The following is a 23,376-nucleotide window of genomic DNA, read 5'->3' as shown; positions in this document are numbered from 1 at the left end:
GGCCTCCTGTCGGGATTGATCGGGATTGAACTGTCCAGTGTGTCCAATCACTGAGACACCCACCCTAATCGCCCGGCCCACGTTTTCAACACCCCCGATCGCGTCAAGGCTACGAAATCCGCAAGTCTCGACCACGTAAACAACGAATTTCATCGAAGCGGCCTTGCGGAACGGTCGAGACGTCGTGCACAGTGAAGCCGTGGCCAGTCGCAGCGCAGAACAGAGGGACTCCCGCGAGTCCAGGAACGGCAGCACTCCTCATCTGGACGCCGTCTCCCTCGCCATCATCGAGCAGCTCCAGGAGGACGGCCGCCGGCCGTACGCCGCGATCGGCAAGGCCGTCGGCCTCTCCGAGGCGGCCGTGCGCCAGCGCGTCCAGAAGCTGCTCGACCAGGGCGTCATGCAGATCGTCGCCGTCACGGACCCGCTCACCGTGGGCTTCCGCAGACAGGCGATGGTCGGTGTCAACATCGAAGGCGATGTCGAGAACGTCGCCGACGCGCTGACGGCCATGCCGGAAGTGGAGTACGTGGTGATGACCGCGGGCTCGTACGACCTCCTCGCCGAAATCGTCTGCGAGGACGACGACCACCTGCTGGACGTCATCAACAAACGCATCCGGGCCCTCCCCGGCGTGCGCTCCACCGAGAGCTTCGTTTATCTGAAGCTCAAGAAACAGACCTACATGTGGGGAACCCGATAACCGTGAGCAAGGACCTCAGCCGCACCGCGTACGACCACCTGTGGATGCACTTCACCCGCATGTCCTCGTACGAGAACGCGCCCGTTCCCACGATCGTCCGTGGTGAGGGCACCTACATCTACGACGACAAGGGCAAGCGCTACCTCGACGGTCTCGCGGGTCTGTTCGTGGTCCAGGCCGGTCACGGCCGCGCCGAGCTGGCCGAGACCGCCGCCAAGCAGGCGCAGGAGCTGGCGTTCTTCCCCATCTGGTCGTACGCCCACCCGAAGGCCATCGAGCTGGCGGAGCGTCTCGCCCACTACGCGCCCGGCGACCTGAACAAGGTCTTCTTCACCACCGGCGGCGGCGAGGCCGTAGAGACCGCCTGGAAGCTCGCCAAGCAGTACTTCAAGCTCCAGGGCAAGCACACCAAGTACAAGGTCATCTCCCGCGCGGTCGCCTACCACGGCACCCCGCAGGGCGCCCTGTCCATCACCGGACTCCCGGCGCTGAAGGCCCCGTTCGAGCCGCTGGTCCCGGGCGCGCACAAGGTCCCGAACACCAACATCTACCGCGCCCCGCTCTTCGGCGACGACCCGGAGGCCTACGGCCGCTGGGCCGCCGACCAGATCGAGCAGGAGATCCTCTTCGAGGGCCCGGAGACCGTCGCCGCGGTCTTCCTGGAGCCGGTACAGAACGCCGGCGGCTGCTTCCCGCCGCCGCCCGGCTACTTCCAGCGCGTGCGCGAGATCTGCGACCAGTACGACGTGCTGCTGGTCTCCGACGAGGTCATCTGCGCGTTCGGCCGCCTGGGCACGATGTTCGGCTGCGACAAGTTCGGCTACGTCCCGGACATGATCACCTGCGCCAAGGGCATGACCTCGGGCTACTCCCCGATCGGCGCCTGCATCATCTCCGACCGCCTGGCCGAGCCGTTCTACAAGGGCGACAACACCTTCCTGCACGGCTACACCTTCGGCGGCCACCCGGTCTCCGCGGCGGTCGGCCTCGCCAACCTCGACATCTTCGAGCGCGAGGGCCTCAACCAGCACGTCCTCGACAACGAGGCCAACTTCCTCCAGACCCTGCAGAAGCTGCACGACCTCCCGATCGTCGGCGACGTCCGCGGCAACGGCTTCTTCTACGGCATCGAGCTCGTCAAGGACAAGGCCACCAAGGAGACCTTCACGGACGAGGAGTCGGAGCGCGTGCTCTACGGCTTCGTCTCCAAGAAGCTCTTCGAGTACGGCCTCTACTGCCGCGCCGACGACCGCGGTGACCCGGTCATCCAGCTGTCGCCGCCGCTGATCTCCGACCAGTCGACCTTCGACGAGATCGAGGGCATCGTCCGCCAGGTCCTCACGGAGGCCTGGACGAAGCTCTAGCCTCCGGCGAAGTTCCAGCCTTCGGCGATTCAGCGGTTTATACGGCCCGGGGTGCACCCGTACGAGTGAGAAGGGCGCACCCCGGGCCGTGTGCTGTCCGGGGTCGCACCCGCATCCTCCTTAGCGTGCCTGGTAACCGATCGGCCCCGTCCTCGTTCCCCCGCAAGGGGGACGCGGTACGGAAAACGGATCAGAACGAGGTGTACGCGCATGGTGGCCCCGCCGGACAACGACGTGCTCTGGGCACGTGCCCTGCACTTCCAGCACCACGACGGAACGCCCGCGCTCGGGGGTGTCTCGCTCGGTGTCCGGGAGGGCGAGATCCTCGCCGTCACGGGCCCGCGCGGCAGCGGCAAGACGACCCTGCTGCGCTGCCTCTCCGGCCTGGAGCGCCCCAGCCGCGGCGAGGTCTGGTTCAACAGCGTGCCCGTGCACACCATGGGCCCGCTCACCCGGGAACGGCTGCGCCGCGACCGCTTCGGCTGGATCGACCCGGCGCCCGTGCTCGTCCCGGAGCTGAACGTCTGGGAGAACGCGGCCCTCCCCCTGATGCTGCGCGGCACCAGCCGCCGGCGCGCCAAGACCGCCGCCCTGGAGTGGCTGGACCGCCTCGACATCGGCGACCACGCCCGCAAACGCCCGCACGAACTGCGCCAGGCGGAGCGCCAGCGCGTCTCGATCGCCCGCGCGCTGGCCCCGGCGCCCACGGTCCTGTTCGCCGACGAGCCGACCGCCCCGCTGCACCGCGCGGACCGCGCCCAGGTCCTGCGCACCCTCACGACGGCCGCCCGCTCGCACGGCATCACGGTCGTCCTCGCGACCCACGAGACGGAGACCGCGGCCCTCGCGGACCGTACGGTGTCGCTGCTGGACGGACGCCGTGTGAACACGGTTCACCTTCCCCCGGTCGCCGAGTCGGAAGGCCGGGCCGCGTGCTCGCTCTCCGTCTGACCCGCGGCTCGCACCCCGCCGTCCAACTGCGCCGACTGCTGGTCGCGGTGGCCTCGGCGGGCACGGGCTTCCTCCTCCTCTGCACCCTCGGCTACGCCATGGGCCACCCCGACTCCCCCGCCGCCGCGGCCCTCCGCCTCGCCTGGTGCGCGACCCCGCTGGCCGCCACGGTCTACTTCGCGGTGGCCGTCGCCCGCACCGACCCGGCGACGAAACCCCGCCCCGGCCTCTCCGCGATCGGCCTCGGCCCGGGCCGCCTGATGGCGATCTCGGCGACCACGACCGCGCTGGCCTGCACCCTCGGCTCCATGCTGGCCCTGCTCTTCTTCCTCCACCTCCGCGGCGACCTCACCGGCATGCCCTTCGACGGAGCGGCGGCGGAGTTCCTCGCCTCGGACACCCCCCTCCCCCTCCCCGCCGCGCTCACCCTGCTGGCCGTCGTCCCCCTGACCGCGTCCGTCTCGGTGGCCCTCACCCTCCGCCCGAAGGACACCAAGCGCCCGTCCCCGACGAAGAACGGCCCGAGGTCCTACGGCCGTTTCGGCGCCTACGGCAAGTCCGGCACCCGCGAGACCTTCGGGACGTACGGCAGGTTCGGCTCCCACCTGCGAACGGGTGGCCGTACGGCGGCGGTTGAGGAGGCGCCCTCCCCTACGCCCGAGCCCACAGCCGACGCCGAGCCGACCGCCACCGTCACGGGCCCCGTCGACCTGGACCCCACCCGCCCCCCGGCCCCCCGCGAGGTCCCCAAGGGCCTCCCCTGGGGTGTGGCCGTCCTCGCCGCCGGTCTCGCCGTCGAGGCGTACGCGAACCGGACGGCGGACACCGACGGGCTGTCGATGCCCGGCGGGCACGCGGGCGGCCCCGCGGGGGTGCTGGCCGGCTGGGTGCTGACCGCGCTCGGTCTCGCCCTGGCGGGCCCCGGCCTCACCCACCTGTGCGGACGGCTCCTCCAGGCCGTGCGCCCGGGCGCCCTGCGGCTCCTCGCGGGCCGGGTCCTCATGGAGGAGGCGACCCGCATCGGCCGCCCGCTGGGCGTGGTCTGCGCCGTGGCGTCGGGCGCGTACGCGATGACGGCGCTGTACGACACGGACGCGTCCGTCGGCCCGCTGACCACCCTCGGCACGCTCCTGGTGACCGGCTGCACGGTGGCGACCCTGCTCACCGCCGCCGTCGAGGCCCGGCAGTCCCGCGCCGACACCACGGCCGCGCTGGTACGGCTCGGCGCCCCGGCCACCGTGCTGCGCAGCGCGGCCGCCCTGCGCGCGGGCGCGCTGCTCGCCCTGTTCGTGCCGCTGACCGTCGTGATCGCCGAACTCGCGGCCCTTCCGCTCGCCCACCGATGAGTTTTGTGTCGGCCGCCCGTCTACCCACCGAATAGCACGCACGCCCGATGGGAGAGGCCCCAGCATGTACCAGCAGATGATCTTCGTGAACCTGGCCGTGAACGACGCCGCCGCGTCGAAGAAGTTCTTCACCGAGCTCGGTTTCTCGACCAACCCGCAGTTCAGCACCGACGACACCACCTGCGTCGTGATCAGCGAGACGATCATCGCGATGCTCCTGGAGAAGAAGCGCTACAGCGACTTCACGAAGAAGGAGATCGCCGACTCGGCCAAGACCAGCGAGGTGCTGCTGTGTCTGAGCGCCGAGAGCCGCGAGAAGGTCGACGAGCTGATCAACAAGGCGGTCGCGGCGGGCGGCACCGCCAACGACGACGTCCAGGACCAGGGCTTCATGTACGGCCGCTCCTTCGAGGACCTCGACAGCCACTCCTGGGAGATCGTGTGGATGGACCCGGCGGCCGTCCAGGGCTGAGCGACTCGGTGCCTAGCATGGGCCGGTGCAGACGAGCCCGGCCCATGCGGCCCACCACGACGAACGCGAGATCGAGACGGTCGAGGACTTCGACGCGACCGTCTCGTCCCGCGGCACCCTCGCCGGACACCGCGTCCAGGGCGTCGATCTGACGGACCGTACGCGGGAGTTGCTCACCACGGACACCGCCGGCGCCGTCTTCCTCGGCTGCCCGATGCGCGACGAGGCGGCGGCGAAGGTCCGGGCCGACGGCGCCCTGGTCTTCCCGCCCGTCCCGCACCTCCCGTTCGACCCCTACCGCGGCCGTCTCTACACGCCGGACGAACTGTTCGCCTCGCTCGACCAGGGGTACGAGCAGACCCCGGACGCGCTCGCGTACGCGTGGTTCCAGCGGACCAAGGCCGACGGCGACGTATACGCGTCGATGCTGCGCGCCGTCCACGACGACTCCATCTCCGACGCCCTCGACGAACTCCTGCGCGGCGCACGGGTGGTGGGCGTCATGGGCGGCCACGCGATGGCACGCGGGACGGCGGCCTACGGCGGTGCCGCGCGCCTGGGCCGTGAGCTGAGCCGCGCCGGCTTCACGGTGGCGACCGGCGGCGGCCCCGGCGCGATGGAGGCGGCCAACCTGGGCGCGTACGCGGCGCCGTACGAGGACGCCATGCTGGAGGAGGCGTGCGAACTCCTCGCCGGATCACCGTCGTTCAGCCCCTCGATCACCGACTGGGCGGGAGGCGCCTTCGAGGTCCGCACCCGCTGGCCGAAGGGCAACCACTCGATCGGCATCCCGACGTGGTTCTACGGCCATGAGCCGCCGAACGCCTTCGCCTCGCACATCGCCAAGTACTTCGCCAACGCCACCCGCGAGGACGGCCTGTTGGCCCGCTCGAACGCGGGCGTGGTGTTCCTGCCGGGCGCGGCCGGGACCGTACAGGAGATCTTCGACAACGCGACGCCCAACTACTACGAGTCGCGCGGCGAGCCCACACCGATGGTGCTCGTGGACCGGGAGCACTGGACGGAGCGGCTGCCGACCTGGCCGCTCCTGTGTGCACTTGCCCGGGAACGGCCAATGAAGGCCCGTATCGCCCTCGTTGACCGGATCGAGGAGGCTCCGGAGGCACTGAAACGTCTCGTTGATTAAAGTGCAGGTAAAGGCAACTGCTGTACACCGCATATGCATTGACACTGCTTACGCAGCACTTATAGACCAGTGAGACTCCTGGGGGTAGTGGTGCCTCACCTCATTGCCGCTCCATCTCCCCCTAAACCCCCCGCAGTTGCACATCCCGTGAAGGGCAAACGTGTCCATATCTCGACGTTCCGTACGCATCCTCGGTGTCGCGTCCGCCTCGGCCGCACTCGCACTCGGATTCGCGGGCAACGCGCTCGCCTGCAACATCAGCGAGTTCTCCGCCACAGCCACGTGTGACGGCTCCAACGGTGTCATCACCGTCACCGACAAGGACGCCTCCGCTGCCGAGGCGACCATCACGGTGTTCCTGGAGAACAACGGTTCCGACGCCAAGCAGATCGGCGAGGCCCAGACCGTCAAGGGCTCGGCCAAGGGCGAAACCGTGTCCTTCTCCGAGGACTGGCAGCCGAACGCCACGTACCGCATCCACGTCAAGGCGGGCAAGCAGGTCGACAAGGACATCACGCCGAGCCTGACCACCCCGTCCAAGGCCTGCGCGACGGACTCGCCCAGCCCGACCCCGAGCGAGTCCTCTCCGGCCCCGTCGGAGTCCGCCACGACTCCGGCCGAGTCCGACACCCCGACCCCGTCGGCCACGGAGAGCAGCAGCACCGCTCCCGCGACGACGACCGACAACGCGCCGTCCCCGGCGGCCGGTTCCTCGAACCTCGCCGAGACCGGTGCCAACTCCAACACCGGCATGATCGCCGGCATCGCGGGCGCCCTCGTCGTCGTGGGCGGCGGAGCCGTCTACTTCGGTATGCGCCGTCGTGGTGCGAACAACGGCAGCTGATCCAACGGCCGCTGCATAGCTAACTGTTGTGGCCCGTCCGGTTCGTGGGGACGGGCCACACGCATGTCCGGTGCGTGGGGGCGGGCACACACGCGCGCGCTAGCCGCCGAGTACGACGGTCTCGGCCGCGTCGAACTCCACCCCGACCGTGTCCCCGACCTCCGGCGCCTCCCGCAGCGCACAGGCCGCCTCCAGGCGCGGCGCGTCCTCCGGCTGGAGTTGTACGGCGACGTGGGTGCCCTTGAAGGTGCGGGCGGCGACCGTGCAGCGCAGGCCCTCGTCGGCGGGCAACAGGCGTACGCCCGCGGGGCGTACGAGGAGTGTGCGGGTGCCCTGAGGGGCGTCCTCGGGAACCGGGACCTTGCCCCAGGGGGTGTCGGCGGCTTCTCCTACGACCGTGGCCTCGACCACGTTGTCGAAGCCCAGGAAGCGGGCCACGAACTCGTCGGCGGGGTGCTGCCAGACCTCAAGCGGCGTACCGGACTGGGCGATCCGCCCGTCCCGCATCACCACGACCCGGTCGGCGAGCGCGAACGCCTCGCCCTGGTCGTGCGTGACCGCGAGCACGGTCGTGCCCAACGTGCCGAAGAGTTCCCGGAGTTCGACGACGAGTCGCTCCCGCAGTGACCGGTCGAGCTGGCCGAGCGGTTCGTCGAGCATGAGGAGACGCGGCCGGGGCGCCAACGCCCGGGCGAGCGCGACCCGTTGCTGCTCCCCGCCGGACAGCCCGGCGACGGCACGGCGGGCGGCACCCGGCAGCCCGACGAGGTCGAGCAACTCACGCACCCGAGCGTCCTGTTGTTGCCTGGACGCCCCGTGCATACGCAGCCCGAAGGCCACGTTTCCGGCCACGTCCCGCTGCGGGAACAGCTGATGGTCCTGGAACATCAGACCCACCCCCCGCTTGTGCGCGGGCACGCCCGACTGGTCCCGGCCGTCGAGCAACACCCGCCCGGAGTCCAGGGGTTGGAGCCCGGCGACCGCCCGCAGCAGCGTGGACTTGCCGCTGCCGCTGGGCCCGAGCACACACACGATCTCGTGCTCGACGACCCCGAGGTCGACGGCGTCCAGCACCGGGCGCCCGCCGAACCGTACGGTCGCGTCCTCAAGGCTCAGAAGCATGTTCGGCGGCATCTAGAACTCCCCCGTCCGGTCGGTGCGCAGCCGCTCAAGGACCAGCAGGGCCACCGCGCACACCACCATCAGAATCGTCGAAAGGGCCATCGCCTGGCCGTAGTTGAGATCACCGGGCCGGGACAGCAGCCGGGCCACCGCGACCGGCAGCGTGGGGTTGTCGGGCCGCGCGATGAACACGGTCGCCCCGAACTCGCCGAGCGACACCGCGAACGCGAACCCGGCGGCGATGAGCAACGCCCGCCGTACGAGCGGCAGATCGACCTCGCGCCAGACCCGCCACGGCGACGCCCCGAGCACGGCCGCCGCCTCCCGGAGCCGCCCGTCCACCGCGCGCAGCACGGGCAGCATCGTCCGTACGACGAAGGGCACGCCGACCAGCGCCTGCGCGAGCGGCACCAGGATCCATGAACTCCGCAGATCCACCGGGGGTTTGTCGAGCGAGATCAGGAACCCGAAGCCGACCGTCACCGCGGACACCCCCAGCGGCAGCATCAGCAGCGCGTCGAAGCCCCGCACCAGCCGCCCGGCGTCGCGCCGGGTGAGGGCCGCGGCGGCGAGACCGCCGATCACCACGGCGATGGCGGTGGCGGCGACGGCGTACTCCAGCGAGTTGCCGATCGCGGCGATCGGCGGGACCAGGAAGGTGCCGCCGTCGTCGTGGGTCAGCGCGCGGTAGTAGCCGAAGTCCGGTGTGTCCAGCGACCGTTGGACCAGCACGGCGAGCGGCAGCAGAAGCAGCACGGCGATGGACGCGACGACTCCGGCCAGCAGGGTCCACTGGCCGGCCCCCCGCGGGCGCCGTGCGGTCACCGACGGGTCCACGAGCCGCAGGGCGCTCTCCCGTCGCCGTACGGTCCAGGCGTGGACGGCGAGGATCGCGCCGACCGCGACGAACTGGACGATCGTGAGCACGGCCGCCGTGGACAGGTCGAAGACCTCGGACGTCTGGCGGTAGATCTCGACTTCGAGGGTGGAGAAGGTCGGGCCGCCGAGGATCTGGACCACGCCGAAGGACGTGAAGGTGAAGAGGAAGACCATCAGCGCGGCGGCGGCCACGGCGGGCCCGAGCGCGGGCAGCGTCACCTTCCGCCAGGCCCGGAGCCGGGAGGCACCGAGCATCCGCGCGGCCTCCTCCTGGCGCGGGTCGAGCTGTGCCCAGAGGCCGCCCACCGTCCGTACGACGACCGCGTAGTTGAAGAAGACGTGCGCGAGCAGGATGGCCCACACGGTGGTGTCCAGCCGTACGCCCCACAGGTCGTCCAGGAGTCCGCCCCGGCCGACGAGCGCGAGGAAGGCCGTACCGACGACGACCGTCGGCAGCACGAAGGGGACCGTCACGGCGGCCCGCAGGACGTGCCTACCCGGGAAGTCGAAGCGCGCGAAGACGTACGCGCCGGGGAGCGCGATCAGCAGCGTGAGCGCGGTGGACGCGAGCGCCTGCCAGGTGGTGAACCACAGGACGTGCCGGATGTCTGACTGGACCAGCACGTCCCGGATACGGCCCAACTGCCAGGCGCCGTCGACCTTGAGGCCGCGCGCGACGATCGCGGCGACGGGGTAGGCGAAGAACACCGCGAAGAACGCGACGGGCAGGGCCATGAGGCCGAGCCGCGTCACGTTGCCCCGATGGGTCCTCCGTGGGGCTACTTCAGTACGAGCGAGGTCCACGACTTGACCCACTGGTCCCGGTCGGCGGCGATCTTCGTGGGCGCCATGGTCTCGGGGTCCGAGGCCTGGCGGCCGTACTTCACGAACTCCTGCGGCACCTGGGCGCCTTCGATCACCGGGTAGACGAACATGTTGAGCGGCATGTCCTGCTGGAACTCCTTGGTCAGCAGGAAGTCGAGGAACGCCTTGCCGCCGTTGGTGTTCTTCGCGTTGCTGAGCAGGCCCGCGTACTCGGTCTGCCGGAAGCAGGTGCCGTACGACACCCCGGTGGGCGCGGTGGTCGGCTTCGGGTCGGCGTAGATGACCTCGGCGGGCGGCGAGGAGGCGTACGAGACGACGAGGGGCCGGTCGCCGCCCGCCTTCTTGCCGCCGGCGGAACCGGAGAACTCCTGGTCGTAGGCCTGCTCCCAGCCGTCGACCACCTTGACGCCGTTGGCCTTGAGCTTCTTCCAGTAGCCCTGCCAGCCGTCGTCGCCGAACTGGGCCGCGCTGCCGAGCAGGAAGCCGAGACCGGGCGAGGAGGTGGCCGCGTTCTCGGTGACGAGGAGGTTCTTGTACTCGGGCTTGACCAGGTCCGCGAAGGAGGTCGGCGGGGTCAGCTTGTGCTCGCTGAAGTAGGCCTTGTCGTAGTTGACGCAGATGTCGCCGGTGTCGATGGGGGTGACCCGGTGCTTGGTCTGGTCGACGCGGTACTCGGGCTTGACGAGGTCGGAGCCCTTCGCGTCGTAGGACTGGAAGAGGCCGTTGTCGAGCGCGCGGGAGAGCAGGGTGTTGTCGACGCCGAAGAAGACGTCGCCCTGGGGGTTGTCCTTGGTCAGGATCGCCTTGTTGACGGCCTGGCCGGCGTCGCCGTCCTTGAGGACCTTGACCGTGTAGCCGGACTGCTTCTCGAAGTCCTTGAGGACGCTCTTCGAGACGGCCCAGGAGTCGTGGCTGACGAGGGTGACGGTCTTGGAGTCGCCGCCGCTGCCGCTGTCGGACGAGCCGCACGCGGAGAGCGTGAGCAGCCCGAGGCCGACGGCCGCGGCCACGAACGTCTTGGTGTGGTGCACGGTTGTTTTCCTCCTGGGGTGTCCAGGAAGAGACGCGGCCCCGCCCACAGGACGTGGGCAGGGCGCAACAGCAAGAGTGGTGACCGAACTTCCTACCCAGAATGACCTGGGCGAGGTTCAGAGGGTCTGCGGACAATCCCGCACTCTCAGCGCTGTGGCGCTCCCCTGTCGGAATATGAAGATGTACCTACGCCGGTCAGCCTACCGCTCGGTCGCGGCGAGCTGGCCGCACGCTCCGTCGATCTCCTGGCCCCGGGTGTCCCGGACGGTGACCGGCACCCCGTGGGCCGCGATGGCCTCGACGAACGCCTTCTCGTCCTCGGGGCGGGAGGCCGTCCACTTCGAGCCCGGCGTCGGGTTCAGCGGGATCAGGTTGACGTGCACGGGCTTGCCCTTGAGGAGGCGGCCGAGCCGGTCGCCGCGCCACGCCTGGTCGTTGATGTCGCGGATCAGCGCGTACTCGATGGACAGCCGGCGCCCCGACTTCGCCGCGTACTCCCAGCCCGCGTCGAGGACCTCGCGCACCTTCCACCGCGTGTTCACGGGGACCAGGGTGTCGCGCAGGTCGTCGTCAGGGGCGTGCAGCGAGATCGCGAGGCGGCACTTGAAGCCCTCGTCGGAGAAGCGGTGGATCGCCGGGACCAGTCCGACCGTCGAGACGGTGATCCCACGCTGCGAGAGGCCGAGGCCGTCCGGCTCGGGGTCGGTGAGGGCACGGATGGACTGGACGACCCGCTTGTAGTTGGCGAGGGGCTCGCCCATGCCCATGAAGACGATGTTGGACAGCCGCGCGGGACCACCGGGGATCTCCCCGTCCCGCAACGCCCGCATCCCGTCGACGATCTGGTGCACGATCTCACCGGTCGACAGATTGCGGTCCAGGCCGGCCTGTCCGGTCGCGCAGAACGGGCAGTTCATCCCGCACCCCGCCTGTGAGCTGATGCACATGGTGACCCGGTCCGGGTACCGCATCAGCACCGACTCGACGAGCGTCCCGTCGAACAGCCGCCACAGCGTCTTGCGGGTGGTCTCCTGGTCGGTCGACAGATGCCGTACGACGGTCATCAGCTCAGGAAGCAGCGCTTCTTGCAGCTTGGCGCGCGAACCGGCGGGGATGTCGGTCCACTCCGCCGGGTCGTGCGCGAGGCGCGCGAAGTAGTGCTGCGAGAGCTGCTTGGCGCGAAACGGCTTCTCCCCGACCGCGGCGACGACTTCCTTGCGCTCGGCGGGCGTGAGATCGGCAAGGTGCCGCGGCGGCTTCTGGGCTCCGCGGGGGGCGACGAATGTGAGTTCTCCGGGCTTAGGCATGGCCCTACCAGTGTCGCAGACATACGAAGAGGGACTCGCCGCCCTGTGGACAACGAGCCCCTCGTACGCAAAACCGCAGGTCAGACCAGTCTTCAGCCGGATCCGACGAACAGCACCAGCAGCAGCCAGACCACCGGAGCCGTGGGCAGCAACGAGTCCAAGCGGTCCATGATGCCGCCGTGACCCGGCAGCAGCGTGCCCATGTCCTTGATGCCCAGGTCGCGCTTGATCATGGACTCGCCGAGGTCACCCAGCGTGGCGCTGGCCGCGACCGCGAGGCCCAGGATCAGGCCCTGCCACCAGCTGCCGTCGTCGATCAGGAACTGCATGCACAGCGCGCCCGCCACCATCGCGAAGGACACCGCCCCGAACAGGCCCTCGCGGGTCTTTCCGGGGCTGATGCGCGGGGCGAGCTTGTGCGTGCCGAAGCGCCAGCCGATGGCGTACGCCCCGGTGTCGCTGACCACGGTCAGCAGCAGGAACGTCAGGACCCGCCAGGCGCCGTCGTCGGCGGTGAGCATCAGGGCGACGAACGTGGCCAGGAACGGCACGTAGAACGCCGCGAAGACGCCCGCCGTGACGTCCTTGAGGTAGCCCTCGGGCGGCTCCGTCATCCGCCAGACGAGGACGGCGAGCGCCGTGAGCGCCATGGCGACCCAGGCGCCCTCGGGACCCCGGACGTAACCGGCGACGACCATCGCGGCACCGCCGACCGCCAGGGGCACGAGGGGCGCCTTGATGCCCTTGCGCTCCTGCAGCCGGGAGGTGAGCTCCCACAGGCCGACCACGACGGCGACCGCTATCACTCCGACGAACGCGGCCTTCACCACGAAGAGGGACGCGATGATCACCACGGCCAGCCCGACGCCGACCCCTATGGCCGCACCCAGGTCCCGGCCCGCGCTCTTCTTCTGCGGGGCGGGCGCCGGTGGCGGGACGTCGGGCATGGGCTCCGGATTCTGCGGCACCGCCCCGTAGGGCTGCGCCGGCGGCATGTGGGTCGGCTGCGTCCGCGGGTCGTACGGCTGCGGCTGCCGTACGTCGTACGGCGGTTGCTGCGTCTCGTCGCGGAACAAGGGGCCGCTCAGCCGAGCGGCCCCCCGGTCGTCATCCTGGTGTCCGCCGTGTGCGGGCTCGTCGGGCACGATGGGCATGGGGCGAGTCTGCTGCGCCTCAGGCGCATCGTACGTGGGACCCGCCGGGTCAGCCCCCTGGACAGGCCCCTGGTCGGACGGCCCCCAGTACCCGGCTTGTGGCGGTGCCCCCCAGGAAGAGTCGTTCATCAGACCTCTAGCAGCTCCGCTTCCTTGTGCTTGAGGAGTTCGTCCACCTGGGCGACGTACTTCGCCGTGGTGTCGTCGAGCTCCTTCTCCGCACGACGGACCTCGTCCTCGCCGGACTCCTTGTCCTTGACGAGCTTGTCCAGGGCGTCCTTGGCCTTGCGGCGGACGGCGCGGATGGACACCTTGGAGTCCTCGGCCTTGGCCCGGGCGACCTTGATGTAGTCCTTGCGGCGCTCCTCGGTCAGCTCGGGGAACGTCACACGGATGATGTTGCCGTCGTTGCTGGGATTGACGCCCAGGTCCGAGTCGCGGATCGCCTGTTCGATGTTCCGCATCGCGGTCTTGTCGAACGGGGTCACCACGGCCATGCGCGGCTCCGGCACGGAGAACGAAGCCAGCTGGTTGATCGGCGTCAGCGCTCCGTAGTAGTCCGCCACGATCTTGTTGAACATCGCCGGGTGCGCACGGCCGGTGCGGATCGCGGCGAAGTCCTCCTTGGCGACCACGACGGCCTTCTCCATCTTCTCCTCGGCCTCGAGGAGGGTCTCTTCGATCACCACTTGCTCCTGCGTGTCTTGAGTAGGCCCGGCTGCTGTGCTGTGTCGGCGTCGGCGGCCGGCTGCGTCGCGTCTTCTTCCTGCACGGTTCCCGACCGGCAGGACATTGTCCATCCCCCGGTCAGGGTCATCAGCCCTGGCTGCCTTGGTCACCCACAAGCGTGCCGATCTTCTCACCCTTGACGGCACGGGCGATATTGCCCTCCGCCAGAAGCTCGAAGACCAGGATCGGAAGCTTGTTGTCGCGGCACAGCGTGATGGCGGTCATGTCCGCGACCTTGAGGTCCTGGGTGATGACCTCGCCGTAGCTGAGCGAGTCGAACTTGACGGCTCCGGAGTTCGTCTTCGGGTCGGAGTCGTAGACCCCGTCCACGCCGTTCTTGCCCATCAGCAGCGCCTCGGCGTTGATCTCCAGGGCGCGCTGGGCGGCGGTGGTGTCGGTGGAGAAGTAGGGCATGCCCATACCGGCGCCGAAGATGACCACACGGCCCTTCTCCAGGTGGCGCACGGCGCGCAGCGGGATGTACGGCTCGGCGACCTGGCCCATGGTGATGGCGGTCTGGACGCGGCTGTCGATGCCCTCCTTCTCCAGGAAGTCCTGGAGGGCGAGGCAGTTCATCACCGTGCCGAGCATGCCCATGTAGTCGGAGCGGGCCCGGTCCATGCCGCGCTGCTGGAGTTCGGCGCCGCGGAAGAAGTTGCCGCCGCCGATGACGACGGCGACCTCCGCGCCGTCCCGGACGACGGCCGCGATCTCACGGGCGATCTTGTGCACCACGTCGGGGTCCACGCCCAGGCCGCCGCCTCCGGAGAAGGCCTCTCCGGACAGCTTCAGCATGAACCGGCCGCGTACCTTGCCGTCGTCGCTCTTCTGGGGCTTGGTGGTCATGGAGTTCTCGCCTCTTCAACGTGGTCGCACATACGAAGAAGGCCACTGCCGGTGGGGTGTCTGTCGCATCCCATGCTCGGCAATGGCCTCCTCGTCAGATCTGCTGTCGTCCGCCACGCGCGCGTGCGCGGCGGCGTACCGGGCCGACTTCTGACGACCCTAGCGGGATTCCGCGGGGCGTCGCGCGTCGATCGCGGTACGGACTCAGATGCCGACCTTGATGCGCGTGAAGCGCTTCAGGGTGACACCCGCCTCGTCCAGAACCTTCTGGACGGACTTCTTGGGGTCGAGCGCGTACGGCTGACCGAGCAGCGTCGCGTCCTTGAAGAAGCCGTTGACGCGACCCTCGACGATCTTGGAGATCGCGGCCTCGGGCTTGCCCTCGGCGCGGGTGACCTCCTCGGCGATGCGGCGCTCGGACTCGACGACCTCGGCCGGCACGTCGTCCTTGGCCAGGTACTTCGGCGCGAAGGCGGCGATGTGCTGGGCGACACCGCGGGCGACCTCGGCGTTCGGCTTGTCCAGCTCGACAAGGACACCGATCTGCGGGGGCAGGTCGGGCATCGTGCGGTGCATGTACGCGGAGACGTAGCCGTCGGCGTACTGGGCGAAGCGGTCCAGGACGATCTTCTCGCCCAGGTTCGCGTTGGCCTCGTCGACGAACGCCTGGACCGTCTTGCCGGACTCGATCTCGGAGGCGAGGAGCGCCTCGATGTCGGCCGGGGAGGTGGCGGCGACGTGCTGGGCGATCTGGTTGGCGACGGCCTGGAACTTCTCGCCCTTGGCGACGAAGTCCGTCTCGCACTTCAGCTCGACCAGGACACCGGAGGTGTTGTCGTCGGCGATGACGGAGACCACGGCGCCGTTCTCGGCGGAGCGGCCCTCGCGCTTGGCGACGCCCTTCTGGCCCTTGATGCGGAGCGCCTCGACGGCCTTCTCGACGTTGCCGTCGGCCTCGTCCAGCGCCTTCTTGCAGTCCATCATGCCGGCGCCGGTGAGCTCGCGGAGCTTCTTGACGTCGGCGGCGGTGTAGTTCGCCATGATCTGAAAATCTCTTCTCGGAGTTCGAAGTCTCGAAGTCGGCGGCGGCCGCGTGGTGAGCGGGCTTCCGCCAAAGATCTACGGGCTACGAAGATCTAGGGGCTGTGAGTGAACGGCGGGTGGCGCGGTCCGCACCACCCGCCGTCACTTCAGTCAGCCCTTTGGCCCGGAAGGTCAGGCCGTTGGCCGGAGGATCAGGCCTGCTCGGCCTCGGCGGCCGGAACGGCCTCGACCTCGGCGACCGGAGCGGCCTCGGCGACGGGAGCCTCGACCTCGGCGGCGGCCTCAGTCGCCTCAGCGGCGGGAACCTCGTCGGCCTGCTCGGCGTCGGCGACCTTCTCCGTCTCGGCGGAGGTCTGCACCTCGGCCTCGGCGGCGGGAGTCTCGTCGGGCTTCTTCTCGCCCTCAAGCAGGTCGCGCTCCCACGCGGCGAGCGGCTCGCCGGCGGCCTTGTCACCCTTGGCCTCGGCGGCGACACCGGAGCGGCTGATGAGGCCCTCGGCGACGGCGTCGGCGATCACGCGGGTGAGCAGGGTGACGGAGCGGATCGCGTCGTCGTTGCCCGGGATCTTGTAGTCGACCTCGTCGGGGTCGCAGTTCGTGTCGAGGATGGCGACGACCGGGATGTTGAGCTTCCGGGCCTCACCGACCGCGATGTGCTCCTTCTTGGTGTCCACGATCCAGACGGCGCTGGGAACCTTGGACATCTCGCGGATACCACCGAGGGTCTTCTCCAGCTTGGTCTTCTCGCGCGAGAGCACGAGAAGCTCCTTCTTGGTGAGACCGGACGCGGCGACGTCCTCGAAGTCGATCTGCTCCAGCTCCTTGAGGCGCTGCAGACGCTTGTAGACGGTGGAGAAGTTGGTGAGCATGCCGCCCAGCCAGCGCTGGTTGACGTAGGGCATGCCGACGCGGGTGGCCTGCTCGGCGATGGCCTCCTGCGCCTGCTTCTTCGTGCCGACGAACATGACCGTGCCGCCGTGGGCGACGGTCTCCTTGACGAACTCGTAGGCGCGGTCGATGTACGACAGCGACTGGAGCAGGTCGATGATGTAGATGCCGTTGCGCTCCGTGAAGATGAAGCGCTTCATCTTCGGGTTCCAACGACGGGTCTGGTGACCGAAGTGGACGCCGCTTTCCAGCAGCTCCCGCATCGTGACGACGGCCATGGCCGTTCTCCTTGATTTACTCGGTTGTGCCGCGAGCACCGGACGGCACTCGCGCCTGACGCCCACGTGCGCGTGCCCAGAGGACCGAGAAGCGCTGACATCGGTTTCGTCTTGCGACGGAGGACCAGATGCCGGGGCGTGCGAAGTCGACCCGGTGACCCGGATCGCCAAAGGAAGTGTACGGGACCCGCAAGGCACCGGGTGACGCCGTTGTCCACAACCCCACGCCGGTCCACAGGTCCCGGCCATGATCGGCCCGGGTACGGCACGGTTTGTGCCATGCGGATGCGACGAGATGACCGAACTGTGCGTACTGGCCTCGCCTTACTACTGGCCCTCCTCTTGACCCTGCTCACCTGCACGGCCCGAGCGAACGACACCCCTCCCCCGGCACCCGGGGTCCCCATCCCTTCCGTACCGGCGATCGCGCGTACCTGGCCGGTCGGCTCCCACCCCTTGGTCCTACGAGGCTGGGAGCCCCCGGCGACGGTCTACGGCCGGGGCCACCGAGGGGTGGACCTGGAGACCCCGGCCGGGGCCCAGGTACGAGCGGTGGCACCGGGCCGGGTGTCCTTCGCGGGCCGGGTGGCGGGAAGAGGGGTGGTCGCGGTCGAACTGACCGGCACGGACTTACGCACGACGTACGAGCCGGTGACCGCGTCCGTGAAGAAGGGCGAGGAGGTGGAGCCGGGCGAGGTGGTGGGGACGGTGGAGATCACCGGCTCCCACTGCGCGACGACGTGCGTGCACTGGGGCCTCCTGAGAGGGGAGACGTACTTGGACCCGCTGGCGTTGCTACCCCCATGGCTGCTGAACCGGGGCCCGTCCCGCCTGTTGCCGGTCCTGTGACCCGCTTCTTTCCGGGGCGCGGGGAACTGCGCGCCCAGCCCCCACCGGCCCGCAGCCGACACTCAACCCAGAACCCCCCGCAGAGCCATACTCACCGCAGCCTCGACAATCACCGAGGGATCCTCGGCGGCCCCCAGTTCAATCCGCCGCACAGCCGCGTCGACAACCCCCTGAACCAACATCGCCGCCAGCCGAGGCTCCGCATGCCCCATGTCCCCGAGCGCGGAGACGATCATCGCCACCAACCCCCCGTGCGCGGCCCGAATCTTCTCCCGAGCCCCCGCGTCCAACTCACTCGCGGAGATGGCGACAACAGCCCGGTGCCGCCGGTCCCCGACCAACGCGAGCTGCTGCCGCACATACGCCTCGACCTTGCCCTCCGCCGAGTCCGCCCGCTCCATCGCCGCCGACACATCCGCCGCCCAGACGGGGAAGTCGACCTCGCACAGCTCCTCGACGACCGCGGCCCGAGAGCGGAAGTACTCGTACACGGACGACCGCGCGAGCCCCGTCCGCTCGGCCAGGGCCGGGAACGTCAGCGCCTCCGTCCCGCCCTCGGACAGCAGGGAACGAGCCGCGTCCAGCAGGGCGGCTCGCTGCATCGACCGGTGCTCGGCCACGGAGGCCGCTCGAATCCTTGGCACGTCAACCACTCTACGGACGGCGCACCCCGGGCGGGAGTGACCCCGGCCATGCAGGGCAATGCAGGCACGATTCTGCGAGGTCGAGAAAGCCGGACGGCTTTCGCTCAACGGCCGAAACTCGCCAGCTTGGCGCGCAGTTGCAGCACGGACTTGGTGTGGATCTGACTGACCCGGCTCTCGGTCACCCCGAGCACGTTGCCGATCTCGGCGAGGGTGAGGCCCTCGTAGTAGTACAGCGTGACGACGGTCTTCTCGCGCTCGGGCAAGGTGTTGATCGCCCGCGCCAGGAACCGCCGCAGCTCCCGACCCTCAGCCACCTCCACCGGGTTGTCGGCGGCGGTGTCCTCCAGGGTGTCCATCAGGCTCAGCCGGTCACCGCCCTCGCCGCCGGCGTGCAGCAGCTCCTCCAGGGCGACCACGTTCGCCAGCGACAACTGGCTGAAGACGGCGTGGAGTTCCTCCACCGCGATGCCCATCTCGGCGGCCACCTCCCCCTCGCTGGGGGTGCGCCTCAGCCGCGCCTCCAGCGTGGCGTACGCCCGCTCGACGTTCCGCGCCTTCTGCCGTACCGAGCGCGGGATCCAGTCCAGGGCGCGCAGTTCGTCGATCATCGCGCCCCGGATGCGGGTGATCGCGTACGTCTCGAACTTGATCTCCCGCTCGATGTCGAACTTCTCGATCGCGTCGATCAGTCCGAACACCCCCGACGACACGAAGTCCGCCTGTTCCACATTGGGCGGCAGCCCGACGCTCACCCGTCCCGCGACGTACTTCACGAGCGGCGAGTAGTGCAGGATCAGCTGCTCACGCAGCCGCTCGTCGCCCGTCGTCTTGTACGACCGCCACAGCTCGTCGAGCGTCGAGGGAGCGGGCGGCCGGACGCTGCCACCGTCGCGGGCGGCTGGGGGGATCGCCGCCCGGTCGGACCCGGAGGTGTGCTGGGGCATTCGTCGCCTTGTGCCGTTCTGCTGTGAAGTGGGGGTGCCTGGGTGAGCTGTCGGAGTGATGGGGAGATGCCGGTCTGTGCCGGAATCCCCGTGAGCGTAGCGTGACTGGAGTGTCGCGGTGTGCGAAGGGCGGGGCTCGGACCGGGCACGGACGCGTTCGACGGGGTGCCGGAACGGGTCACTCCGATCGCTCTGCGTGATCATCGGAATGCGCCAACTGCGGGAATTCCCAAGGGTGTCGGGGTTCCCCCGGACGGCCGAACACACTCGGTCAGCGGCGCCCCCGATCGGGCCGGACCGAGATCATCGCCTGGCGTGTCAACTTCCAGCCGTCGCCGTGTCGTTCGACGTAACCAAGTGCTCGGAGTTCGTACAGTCTCGCGACCGCGTCGTCCTCCGTGGTCTGCGCACCGCGCGCGATCTCCCGTGGCGGCGCGGCCCTGTTGCCGGGCAGTGCGGCGAGGATGCGCCGGGCGGCCGGCTCCAACAGGTCGCGCGGGAGCACCGGTCCGCGTCGGTCCGGGGCCAGTTCGCCCATGCCGCCGACCAGTTCGACGATTTCCGCCGTGTCGGTGACCAGCACCGCGTCCCCGCGCAGGAGTTCGTGCACCCCGGCGGACAGCGCGCTGGTGGCCGGACCGGGCACCCCTATCGTGTGGCGCCCCAAACGCTGCGCGGCCCGCGCCGTGACGAGCGACCCGCTCCGGTACGCGGCCTCGACCACCACGGTGCCCCGCGTGAGCGCGGCGATCACCCGGTTCCGGAGGATGAACCTGCTCGGCGTCGGATGCTCGCCGGGCGGCAACTCGCCCACCACGAGCCCCTGTTCGGCGATCCTGCGGATCAACTCGGCGTGCCCGCGCGGGTAGGGCTGGTCGACACCGCACGCGAGCACGGCGACCGTGACGCCGGTAGCGCCGAGGGCGCCGCGATGAGCGGCACCGTCGACTCCGTAGGCGCCCCCGGACACGACCACCCAGCCGCGTTCGGCCAGCCCTGCGGCGAGGGTGGCCGCCATGTGCGCGCCGTACTCGGTGCAGGCGCGGGCGCCGACGACGGCAACCGACTTGAGTGCCAACACCCGCAGGTTGGGATGCCCGCGCACCCACAGTCCGATGGGCCGCGCGTCCCCGAGATCGTCGAGCTGAGCGGGCCACTCGACGTCCCCGGGACACACGAACCGGACGCCGGCATCCTGCGCGACGGCCAAGTCCCGCCCGGGCTCGACCAGTCCGGCCCGTGCGCACAACCCGGCCCACCGCTTGTCGGTCACCCCGGTGAGCTGCGGCCCTCCGTTCCGCAGCCGCCGGGCGACCTCCACGGCCCCCAACTCCCGGATCCACCGGCCGCCGACCTCGTCACCGGGTTCGACGACCCGGGCCAGGAAGACGCGGGCGAGCAGGTCGTCGCCCGCGCCTTGGGTCCCGGTCCGGTCATCAACCCCGGTCGCATCGTCGGCCCCGGCCCGGCCATCGGTATCGACCCGATCATCGGCCCAGGTCATGTCGTCGAACCCGCTCGCATCACCGGTCCCGACCCGGCCATCGGCGCGGACGCGGCCATCGACCCCGGTCGCGCCACTGGTCCCGATCCAGCCATCGGCCCCGCTGAATCCACCGGTCCCGGTCGCGCCATCGATCCGCGCCCGGTCATCCTCCCTGCCAGCGCCATCAGCCCCAGCCCGATCAGGACTCCCGACCCGGCCATCGGCCCCCATCCGGTCGTCGGCCCCGGTCGCACCATCGATCCGGGCCCGGTCACCGGCCCCGCCAGCGCCATCAGTCCCAGCCCCAGCCCCAGCCCCAGCCCCAGCCCCAGCCCCAGCCAGATCATGACTCCCGGCCCAACCATCGCCCCCCGTCAGGTCATTGACCCCGCCCGTGTCATTTACCCCGCCCATGTCATCGCCCCGGGTCATGTCAGCGCCCCGATGGCCATCGGCACGCCTCGCGGTACCCCCGTGCGCAGTTGGAGCGCGAGGGCGACATCGGTCGCGCCGGGTCGGTCGTGGCCGACGAGGTCCGCGACCGTCCAGGCCACGCGCAGTACCCGGTCGAGTCCGCGCGCGGTGAGCGCACCGCGCTCCAGGCTGCGCTCGGCCTCGTCCATCGCCCCGCGCTCGGCGTGCCAACGGCTGCGCAGTTCACGGCCGGGCACCTCGCTGTTGGTGCGCCACGGCGTGTCCGCGAGCCGCGCCGCCGCCCGCTCCCTGGCCGCCCGCACCCGGTCCGCGACCGTCGCCGTGGACTCGCCCCGCGAACCGCGCCCGGTGAGCTGGTCGCGCGTGACGCGATCGACCTCCACCCGCAGGTCCACCCGGTCGAGCAGCGGCCCGGAGAGCCTGGCCTGGTACCGCCGGATCGACATCGGCGCGCACTCGCACAGGTCGTCGATCTGCGAGAAACGACCGCACGGACATGGGTTGGCCGCCAGCACCATCAGAAACCTCGCCGGGAACCGCACGACGCCCGCACTGCGCGCGATCACCACATGCCCGGCCTCCAGCGGCTGCCGTAGCGCATCCAGGGCCTGGCCGCTGAACTCGGGTGTCTCGTCAAGGAACAGGACGCCTCGATGGGACAGCGACACGGCACCCGGCCGTGCGATCCCCTGTCCGCCCCCGACGAGGGCCTGCATCGTGGCCGAGTGGTGCGGGGCGCAGTAGGGAGCGACGTCGATCAGGGGTTTGCCCGGGGGCAGCAGACCCGCCACCGAGTGCACCGCCGTGACTTCCAGGGACTCCTGCCGGCTGAGCCGGGGCAGGACGGCGGGCAGCCGCTCCGCGAGCATCGTCTTCCCGGCACCCGGCGGACCTTCGAGGAACAGGTGATGGCCGCCGGCCGCCGAGACCTCCACCGCCGTCCGCGCCGAGAACTGGCCGACGACATCGGAGAGATCGTGCCCCGGGTCGTGCTGGGACGCGCCCACGCTGTGCATCCCGGTGGCAGCTCCCGTGCCGGGCATGCGCAGCCCGGCGAGCAGCGGGTCCGGGCGCCCCAGTTCGTCCGGATCCTCGTCGGGTACCGGTTCGTCCGCGAGTACGGCGATCAGCTGCCGCAGGGTGCGGACGCCCAGCACGGACACCCCGGGCACGAGGGACGCCTCGGCGGCGGCGCATTCCGGGACCACGACCTGCTCGTATCCGGAGTCCGCGGCGGCCAGCACGGCGGGCAGGATGCCCCGGACCGGCCGGACCCGTCCGTCCAGGCCGAGTTCGCCGATCATCACGATGTCGGCGAGCACGCGCGGATCGATCCGCTCGGCCGCACCGAGGACGGCCGCCGCCACGGCGAGGTCGAACCCGCTGCCGCTCTTCGGCACCGACGCCGGGCTGAGCCCGACGGTCAGTTTCTTCTGCGGCCAGGGCGCTCCCGAGTTGACGACCGCGGCCCGCACCCGGTCCTTGCTCTCCGTCAGGCTCTTGTCGGGCAGCCCCACCAGCGTGAACGCGGCGACGCCCGGTTCGAGGTCGGCCTGGACCTCGACCACCACACCTTCGACGCCCACCAGCGCCACCGAACACGTTCGAGCGAACCCCATCTCAGGCCACCCCCCGAGCGTGCTCTACAACGGCCCTGCCGCGCCGGGGCAGGACGACTCCCACCAGGTCGATGCGGACCCCTCCCGGCGGGGCTCCGCCGTGCGCGTGGATCCACCGCTCGGCGAGGCCGCGCAGGCGCTCCGCCTTCCCGGGTGTGACGGCGGCCATCGGGTGCTCGAAGGCACCGGCCCGCCGTGTCTTGACCTCGCAGACGACGAGGGTGTCCCCGTCCCGCGCCACGATGTCGATCTCACCGGTCCTGCCACAGCGCCAGTTGCGCTCCAGGACCGTCATGCCTACGGCGACCAGCCGTCGTGCGGCCAGCGTCTCGCCGTACTCGCCGAGTGCACTGCGTGCGTTCATGTCGGCACCACCTCCGGCACCAACCGTCACGCGGAACGGTCCACCAAGTGGATCTTGGTGGACCGTTCGGTGATTGTGTAGAACTCCGTCACCCACACGGG

22 protein-coding genes and 1 riboswitch are annotated in these 23,376 nt (G+C 70.1%); of the genes, 8 read left to right on the top strand and 14 right to left on the bottom strand.

Annotation, left to right across the window (positions count from 1 at the left end):
* Positions 1–184 precede the first annotated feature (184 nt).
* The 7 genes from OG407_RS36190 to OG407_RS36160 all read left to right on the top strand — a co-directional run bounded on the left by OG407_RS36190 (position 185) and on the right by OG407_RS36160 (position 6,827).
* Positions 185–703: an Lrp/AsnC family transcriptional regulator gene (locus OG407_RS36190; protein WP_403587538.1), complete on the top strand. Its 519-nt coding sequence runs from the start codon at positions 185–187 to the stop codon at positions 701–703.
* Positions 688–2,067, top strand: coding sequence for an aspartate aminotransferase family protein (locus tag OG407_RS36185; protein ID WP_026150705.1), 1,380 nt, complete (start codon positions 688–690; stop codon positions 2,065–2,067). The genes OG407_RS36190 and OG407_RS36185 overlap by 16 nt, the downstream gene beginning before the upstream one ends.
* A gap of 210 nt (positions 2,068–2,277) precedes the next feature.
* Positions 2,278–3,018 carry an ABC transporter ATP-binding protein gene (locus OG407_RS36180; RefSeq protein ID WP_403587533.1) on the top strand — a complete coding sequence of 247 codons (741 nt, stop codon included), beginning with the start codon at positions 2,278–2,280 and terminating at the stop codon, positions 3,016–3,018.
* Positions 3,000–4,364, top strand: coding sequence for a hypothetical protein (locus tag OG407_RS36175; RefSeq protein WP_405863753.1), 1,365 nt, complete (start codon positions 3,000–3,002; stop codon positions 4,362–4,364). The genes OG407_RS36180 and OG407_RS36175 overlap by 19 nt, the downstream gene beginning before the upstream one ends.
* A 64-nt stretch (positions 4,365–4,428) precedes the next feature.
* Positions 4,429–4,836 carry a VOC family protein gene (locus tag OG407_RS36170; protein WP_399387561.1) on the top strand — a complete coding sequence of 136 codons (408 nt, stop codon included), beginning with the start codon at positions 4,429–4,431 and terminating at the stop codon, positions 4,834–4,836.
* 25 nt (positions 4,837–4,861) lie between these two features.
* The gene (locus tag OG407_RS36165) at positions 4,862–5,983 is read left to right on the top strand and encodes an LOG family protein (protein ID WP_405863751.1); all 1,122 of its coding nucleotides are present in this window, start codon (positions 4,862–4,864) and stop codon (positions 5,981–5,983) included.
* 160 nt (positions 5,984–6,143) lie between these two features.
* Positions 6,144–6,827, top strand: coding sequence for an LAETG motif-containing sortase-dependent surface protein (locus tag OG407_RS36160; RefSeq protein WP_405863749.1), 684 nt, complete (start codon positions 6,144–6,146; stop codon positions 6,825–6,827).
* A 99-nt stretch (positions 6,828–6,926) separates the two neighbouring features.
* Here the strand turns inward: OG407_RS36160 and OG407_RS36155 are convergent, their stop codons facing one another.
* The 9 genes from OG407_RS36155 to rpsB form a co-directional block, all read right to left on the bottom strand.
* Positions 6,927–7,961 (bottom strand): ABC transporter ATP-binding protein, encoded by a 1,035-nt coding sequence (locus tag OG407_RS36155; RefSeq protein ID WP_405863747.1) that lies wholly within the window; start codon positions 7,959–7,961, stop codon positions 6,927–6,929.
* On the bottom strand, positions 7,962–9,563 hold the full coding sequence (locus OG407_RS36150) for an ABC transporter permease (protein ID WP_405868801.1): 1,602 nt from the start codon (positions 9,561–9,563) through the stop codon (positions 7,962–7,964).
* A gap of 44 nt (positions 9,564–9,607) precedes the next feature.
* Positions 9,608–10,684, bottom strand: coding sequence for a thiamine ABC transporter substrate binding subunit (locus OG407_RS36145; RefSeq protein ID WP_405863745.1), 1,077 nt, complete (start codon positions 10,682–10,684; stop codon positions 9,608–9,610).
* A gap of 71 nt (positions 10,685–10,755) precedes the next feature.
* A riboswitch (TPP riboswitch) is annotated at positions 10,756–10,861 on the bottom strand.
* Between the two features lie 24 nt (positions 10,862–10,885).
* A complete protein-coding gene (rlmN, locus tag OG407_RS36140) occupies positions 10,886–11,992 on the bottom strand; it encodes a 23S rRNA (adenine(2503)-C(2))-methyltransferase RlmN (protein WP_328678371.1) in 1,107 nt (368 codons plus the stop codon).
* A 92-nt stretch (positions 11,993–12,084) separates the two neighbouring features.
* Positions 12,085–13,275: a phosphatidate cytidylyltransferase gene (locus OG407_RS36135; protein ID WP_328678373.1), complete on the bottom strand. Its 1,191-nt coding sequence runs from the start codon at positions 13,273–13,275 to the stop codon at positions 12,085–12,087.
* A complete protein-coding gene (frr, locus tag OG407_RS36130; protein WP_327401013.1) occupies positions 13,275–13,832 on the bottom strand; it encodes a ribosome recycling factor in 558 nt (185 codons plus the stop codon). The genes OG407_RS36135 and frr overlap by 1 nt, the downstream gene beginning before the upstream one ends.
* Positions 13,833–13,962: 130 nt before the next feature.
* Positions 13,963–14,721 (bottom strand): UMP kinase, encoded by a 759-nt coding sequence (pyrH, locus tag OG407_RS36125; RefSeq protein WP_405863742.1) that lies wholly within the window; start codon positions 14,719–14,721, stop codon positions 13,963–13,965.
* 204 nt (positions 14,722–14,925) lie between these two features.
* Positions 14,926–15,762, bottom strand: coding sequence for a translation elongation factor Ts (gene tsf / locus OG407_RS36120; RefSeq protein ID WP_405863740.1), 837 nt, complete (start codon positions 15,760–15,762; stop codon positions 14,926–14,928).
* Between the two features lie 194 nt (positions 15,763–15,956).
* Complete coding sequence (gene rpsB / locus OG407_RS36115; protein ID WP_405863738.1) at positions 15,957–16,931, bottom strand: 30S ribosomal protein S2; 975 nt, start codon at positions 16,929–16,931, stop codon at positions 15,957–15,959.
* A 279-nt stretch (positions 16,932–17,210) separates the two neighbouring features.
* Between rpsB and OG407_RS36110 the strand changes: the two genes are divergently transcribed.
* Positions 17,211–17,780: a murein hydrolase activator EnvC family protein gene (locus tag OG407_RS36110; RefSeq protein WP_405863736.1), complete on the top strand. Its 570-nt coding sequence runs from the start codon at positions 17,211–17,213 to the stop codon at positions 17,778–17,780.
* A 62-nt stretch (positions 17,781–17,842) separates the two neighbouring features.
* Here the strand turns inward: OG407_RS36110 and OG407_RS36105 are convergent, their stop codons facing one another.
* From OG407_RS36105 to OG407_RS36085, 5 genes are all read right to left on the bottom strand, one after another.
* The gene (locus OG407_RS36105) at positions 17,843–18,400 is read right to left on the bottom strand and encodes a TetR/AcrR family transcriptional regulator (RefSeq protein ID WP_405868799.1); all 558 of its coding nucleotides are present in this window, start codon (positions 18,398–18,400) and stop codon (positions 17,843–17,845) included.
* 128 nt (positions 18,401–18,528) lie between these two features.
* The gene (whiG, locus tag OG407_RS36100; RefSeq protein ID WP_019058710.1) at positions 18,529–19,371 is read right to left on the bottom strand and encodes an RNA polymerase sigma factor WhiG; all 843 of its coding nucleotides are present in this window, start codon (positions 19,369–19,371) and stop codon (positions 18,529–18,531) included.
* A gap of 271 nt (positions 19,372–19,642) precedes the next feature.
* Positions 19,643–20,875, bottom strand: a complete 1,233-nt coding sequence (dprA, locus tag OG407_RS36095) for a DNA-processing protein DprA (protein WP_405863734.1) — start codon at positions 20,873–20,875, stop codon at positions 19,643–19,645.
* Between the two features lie 410 nt (positions 20,876–21,285).
* Positions 21,286–22,911 (bottom strand): YifB family Mg chelatase-like AAA ATPase, encoded by a 1,626-nt coding sequence (locus tag OG407_RS36090; RefSeq protein ID WP_405863732.1) that lies wholly within the window; start codon positions 22,909–22,911, stop codon positions 21,286–21,288.
* A 1-nt stretch (position 22,912) separates the two neighbouring features.
* On the bottom strand, positions 22,913–23,275 hold the full coding sequence (locus tag OG407_RS36085) for a YraN family protein (protein ID WP_405863730.1): 363 nt from the start codon (positions 23,273–23,275) through the stop codon (positions 22,913–22,915).
* Between the last annotated feature and the right edge of the window lie 101 nt (positions 23,276–23,376).

The sequence above is a fragment of the Streptomyces sp. NBC_01515 genome (genome assembly GCF_045040345.1).
In the GTDB taxonomy this organism is placed as follows: Bacteria; Actinomycetota; Actinomycetes; order Streptomycetales; family Streptomycetaceae; genus Streptomyces.
Note: the sequence above shows the minus strand (reverse complement) of the source record. Positions and strands in the feature narration are given on the sequence as shown.

Coding starts and splice junctions, on each gene's coding strand:
- OG407_RS36180 (WP_403587533.1), top strand. CDS start 2,278: ATGGTGGCCCCGCCGGACAACGACGTGCTCTGGGCACGTGCCCTGCAC.
- OG407_RS36170 (WP_399387561.1), top strand. CDS start 4,429: ATGTACCAGCAGATGATCTTCGTGAACCTGGCCGTGAACGACGCCGCC.
- OG407_RS36155 (WP_405863747.1), bottom strand. CDS start 7,961: ATGCCGCCGAACATGCTTCTGAGCCTTGAGGACGCGACCGTACGGTTC.
- OG407_RS36150 (WP_405868801.1), bottom strand. CDS start 9,563: ATGGCCCTGCCCGTCGCGTTCTTCGCGGTGTTCTTCGCCTACCCCGTC.
- rlmN (WP_328678371.1), bottom strand. CDS start 11,992: ATGCCTAAGCCCGGAGAACTCACATTCGTCGCCCCCCGCGGAGCCCAG.
- OG407_RS36135 (WP_328678373.1), bottom strand. CDS start 13,275: ATGAACGACTCTTCCTGGGGGGCACCGCCACAAGCCGGGTACTGGGGG.
- pyrH (WP_405863742.1), bottom strand. CDS start 14,721: ATGACCACCAAGCCCCAGAAGAGCGACGACGGCAAGGTACGCGGCCGG.
- tsf (WP_405863740.1), bottom strand. CDS start 15,762: ATGGCGAACTACACCGCCGCCGACGTCAAGAAGCTCCGCGAGCTCACC.
- rpsB (WP_405863738.1), bottom strand. CDS start 16,931: ATGGCCGTCGTCACGATGCGGGAGCTGCTGGAAAGCGGCGTCCACTTC.
- OG407_RS36110 (WP_405863736.1), top strand. CDS start 17,211: ATGCGGATGCGACGAGATGACCGAACTGTGCGTACTGGCCTCGCCTTA.
- whiG (WP_019058710.1), bottom strand. CDS start 19,371: ATGCCCCAGCACACCTCCGGGTCCGACCGGGCGGCGATCCCCCCAGCC.
- dprA (WP_405863734.1), bottom strand. CDS start 20,875: ATGACCTGGGCCGATGATCGGGTCGATACCGATGGCCGGGCCGGGGCC.
- OG407_RS36090 (WP_405863732.1), bottom strand. CDS start 22,911: ATGGGGTTCGCTCGAACGTGTTCGGTGGCGCTGGTGGGCGTCGAAGGT.
- OG407_RS36085 (WP_405863730.1), bottom strand. CDS start 23,275: ATGAACGCACGCAGTGCACTCGGCGAGTACGGCGAGACGCTGGCCGCA.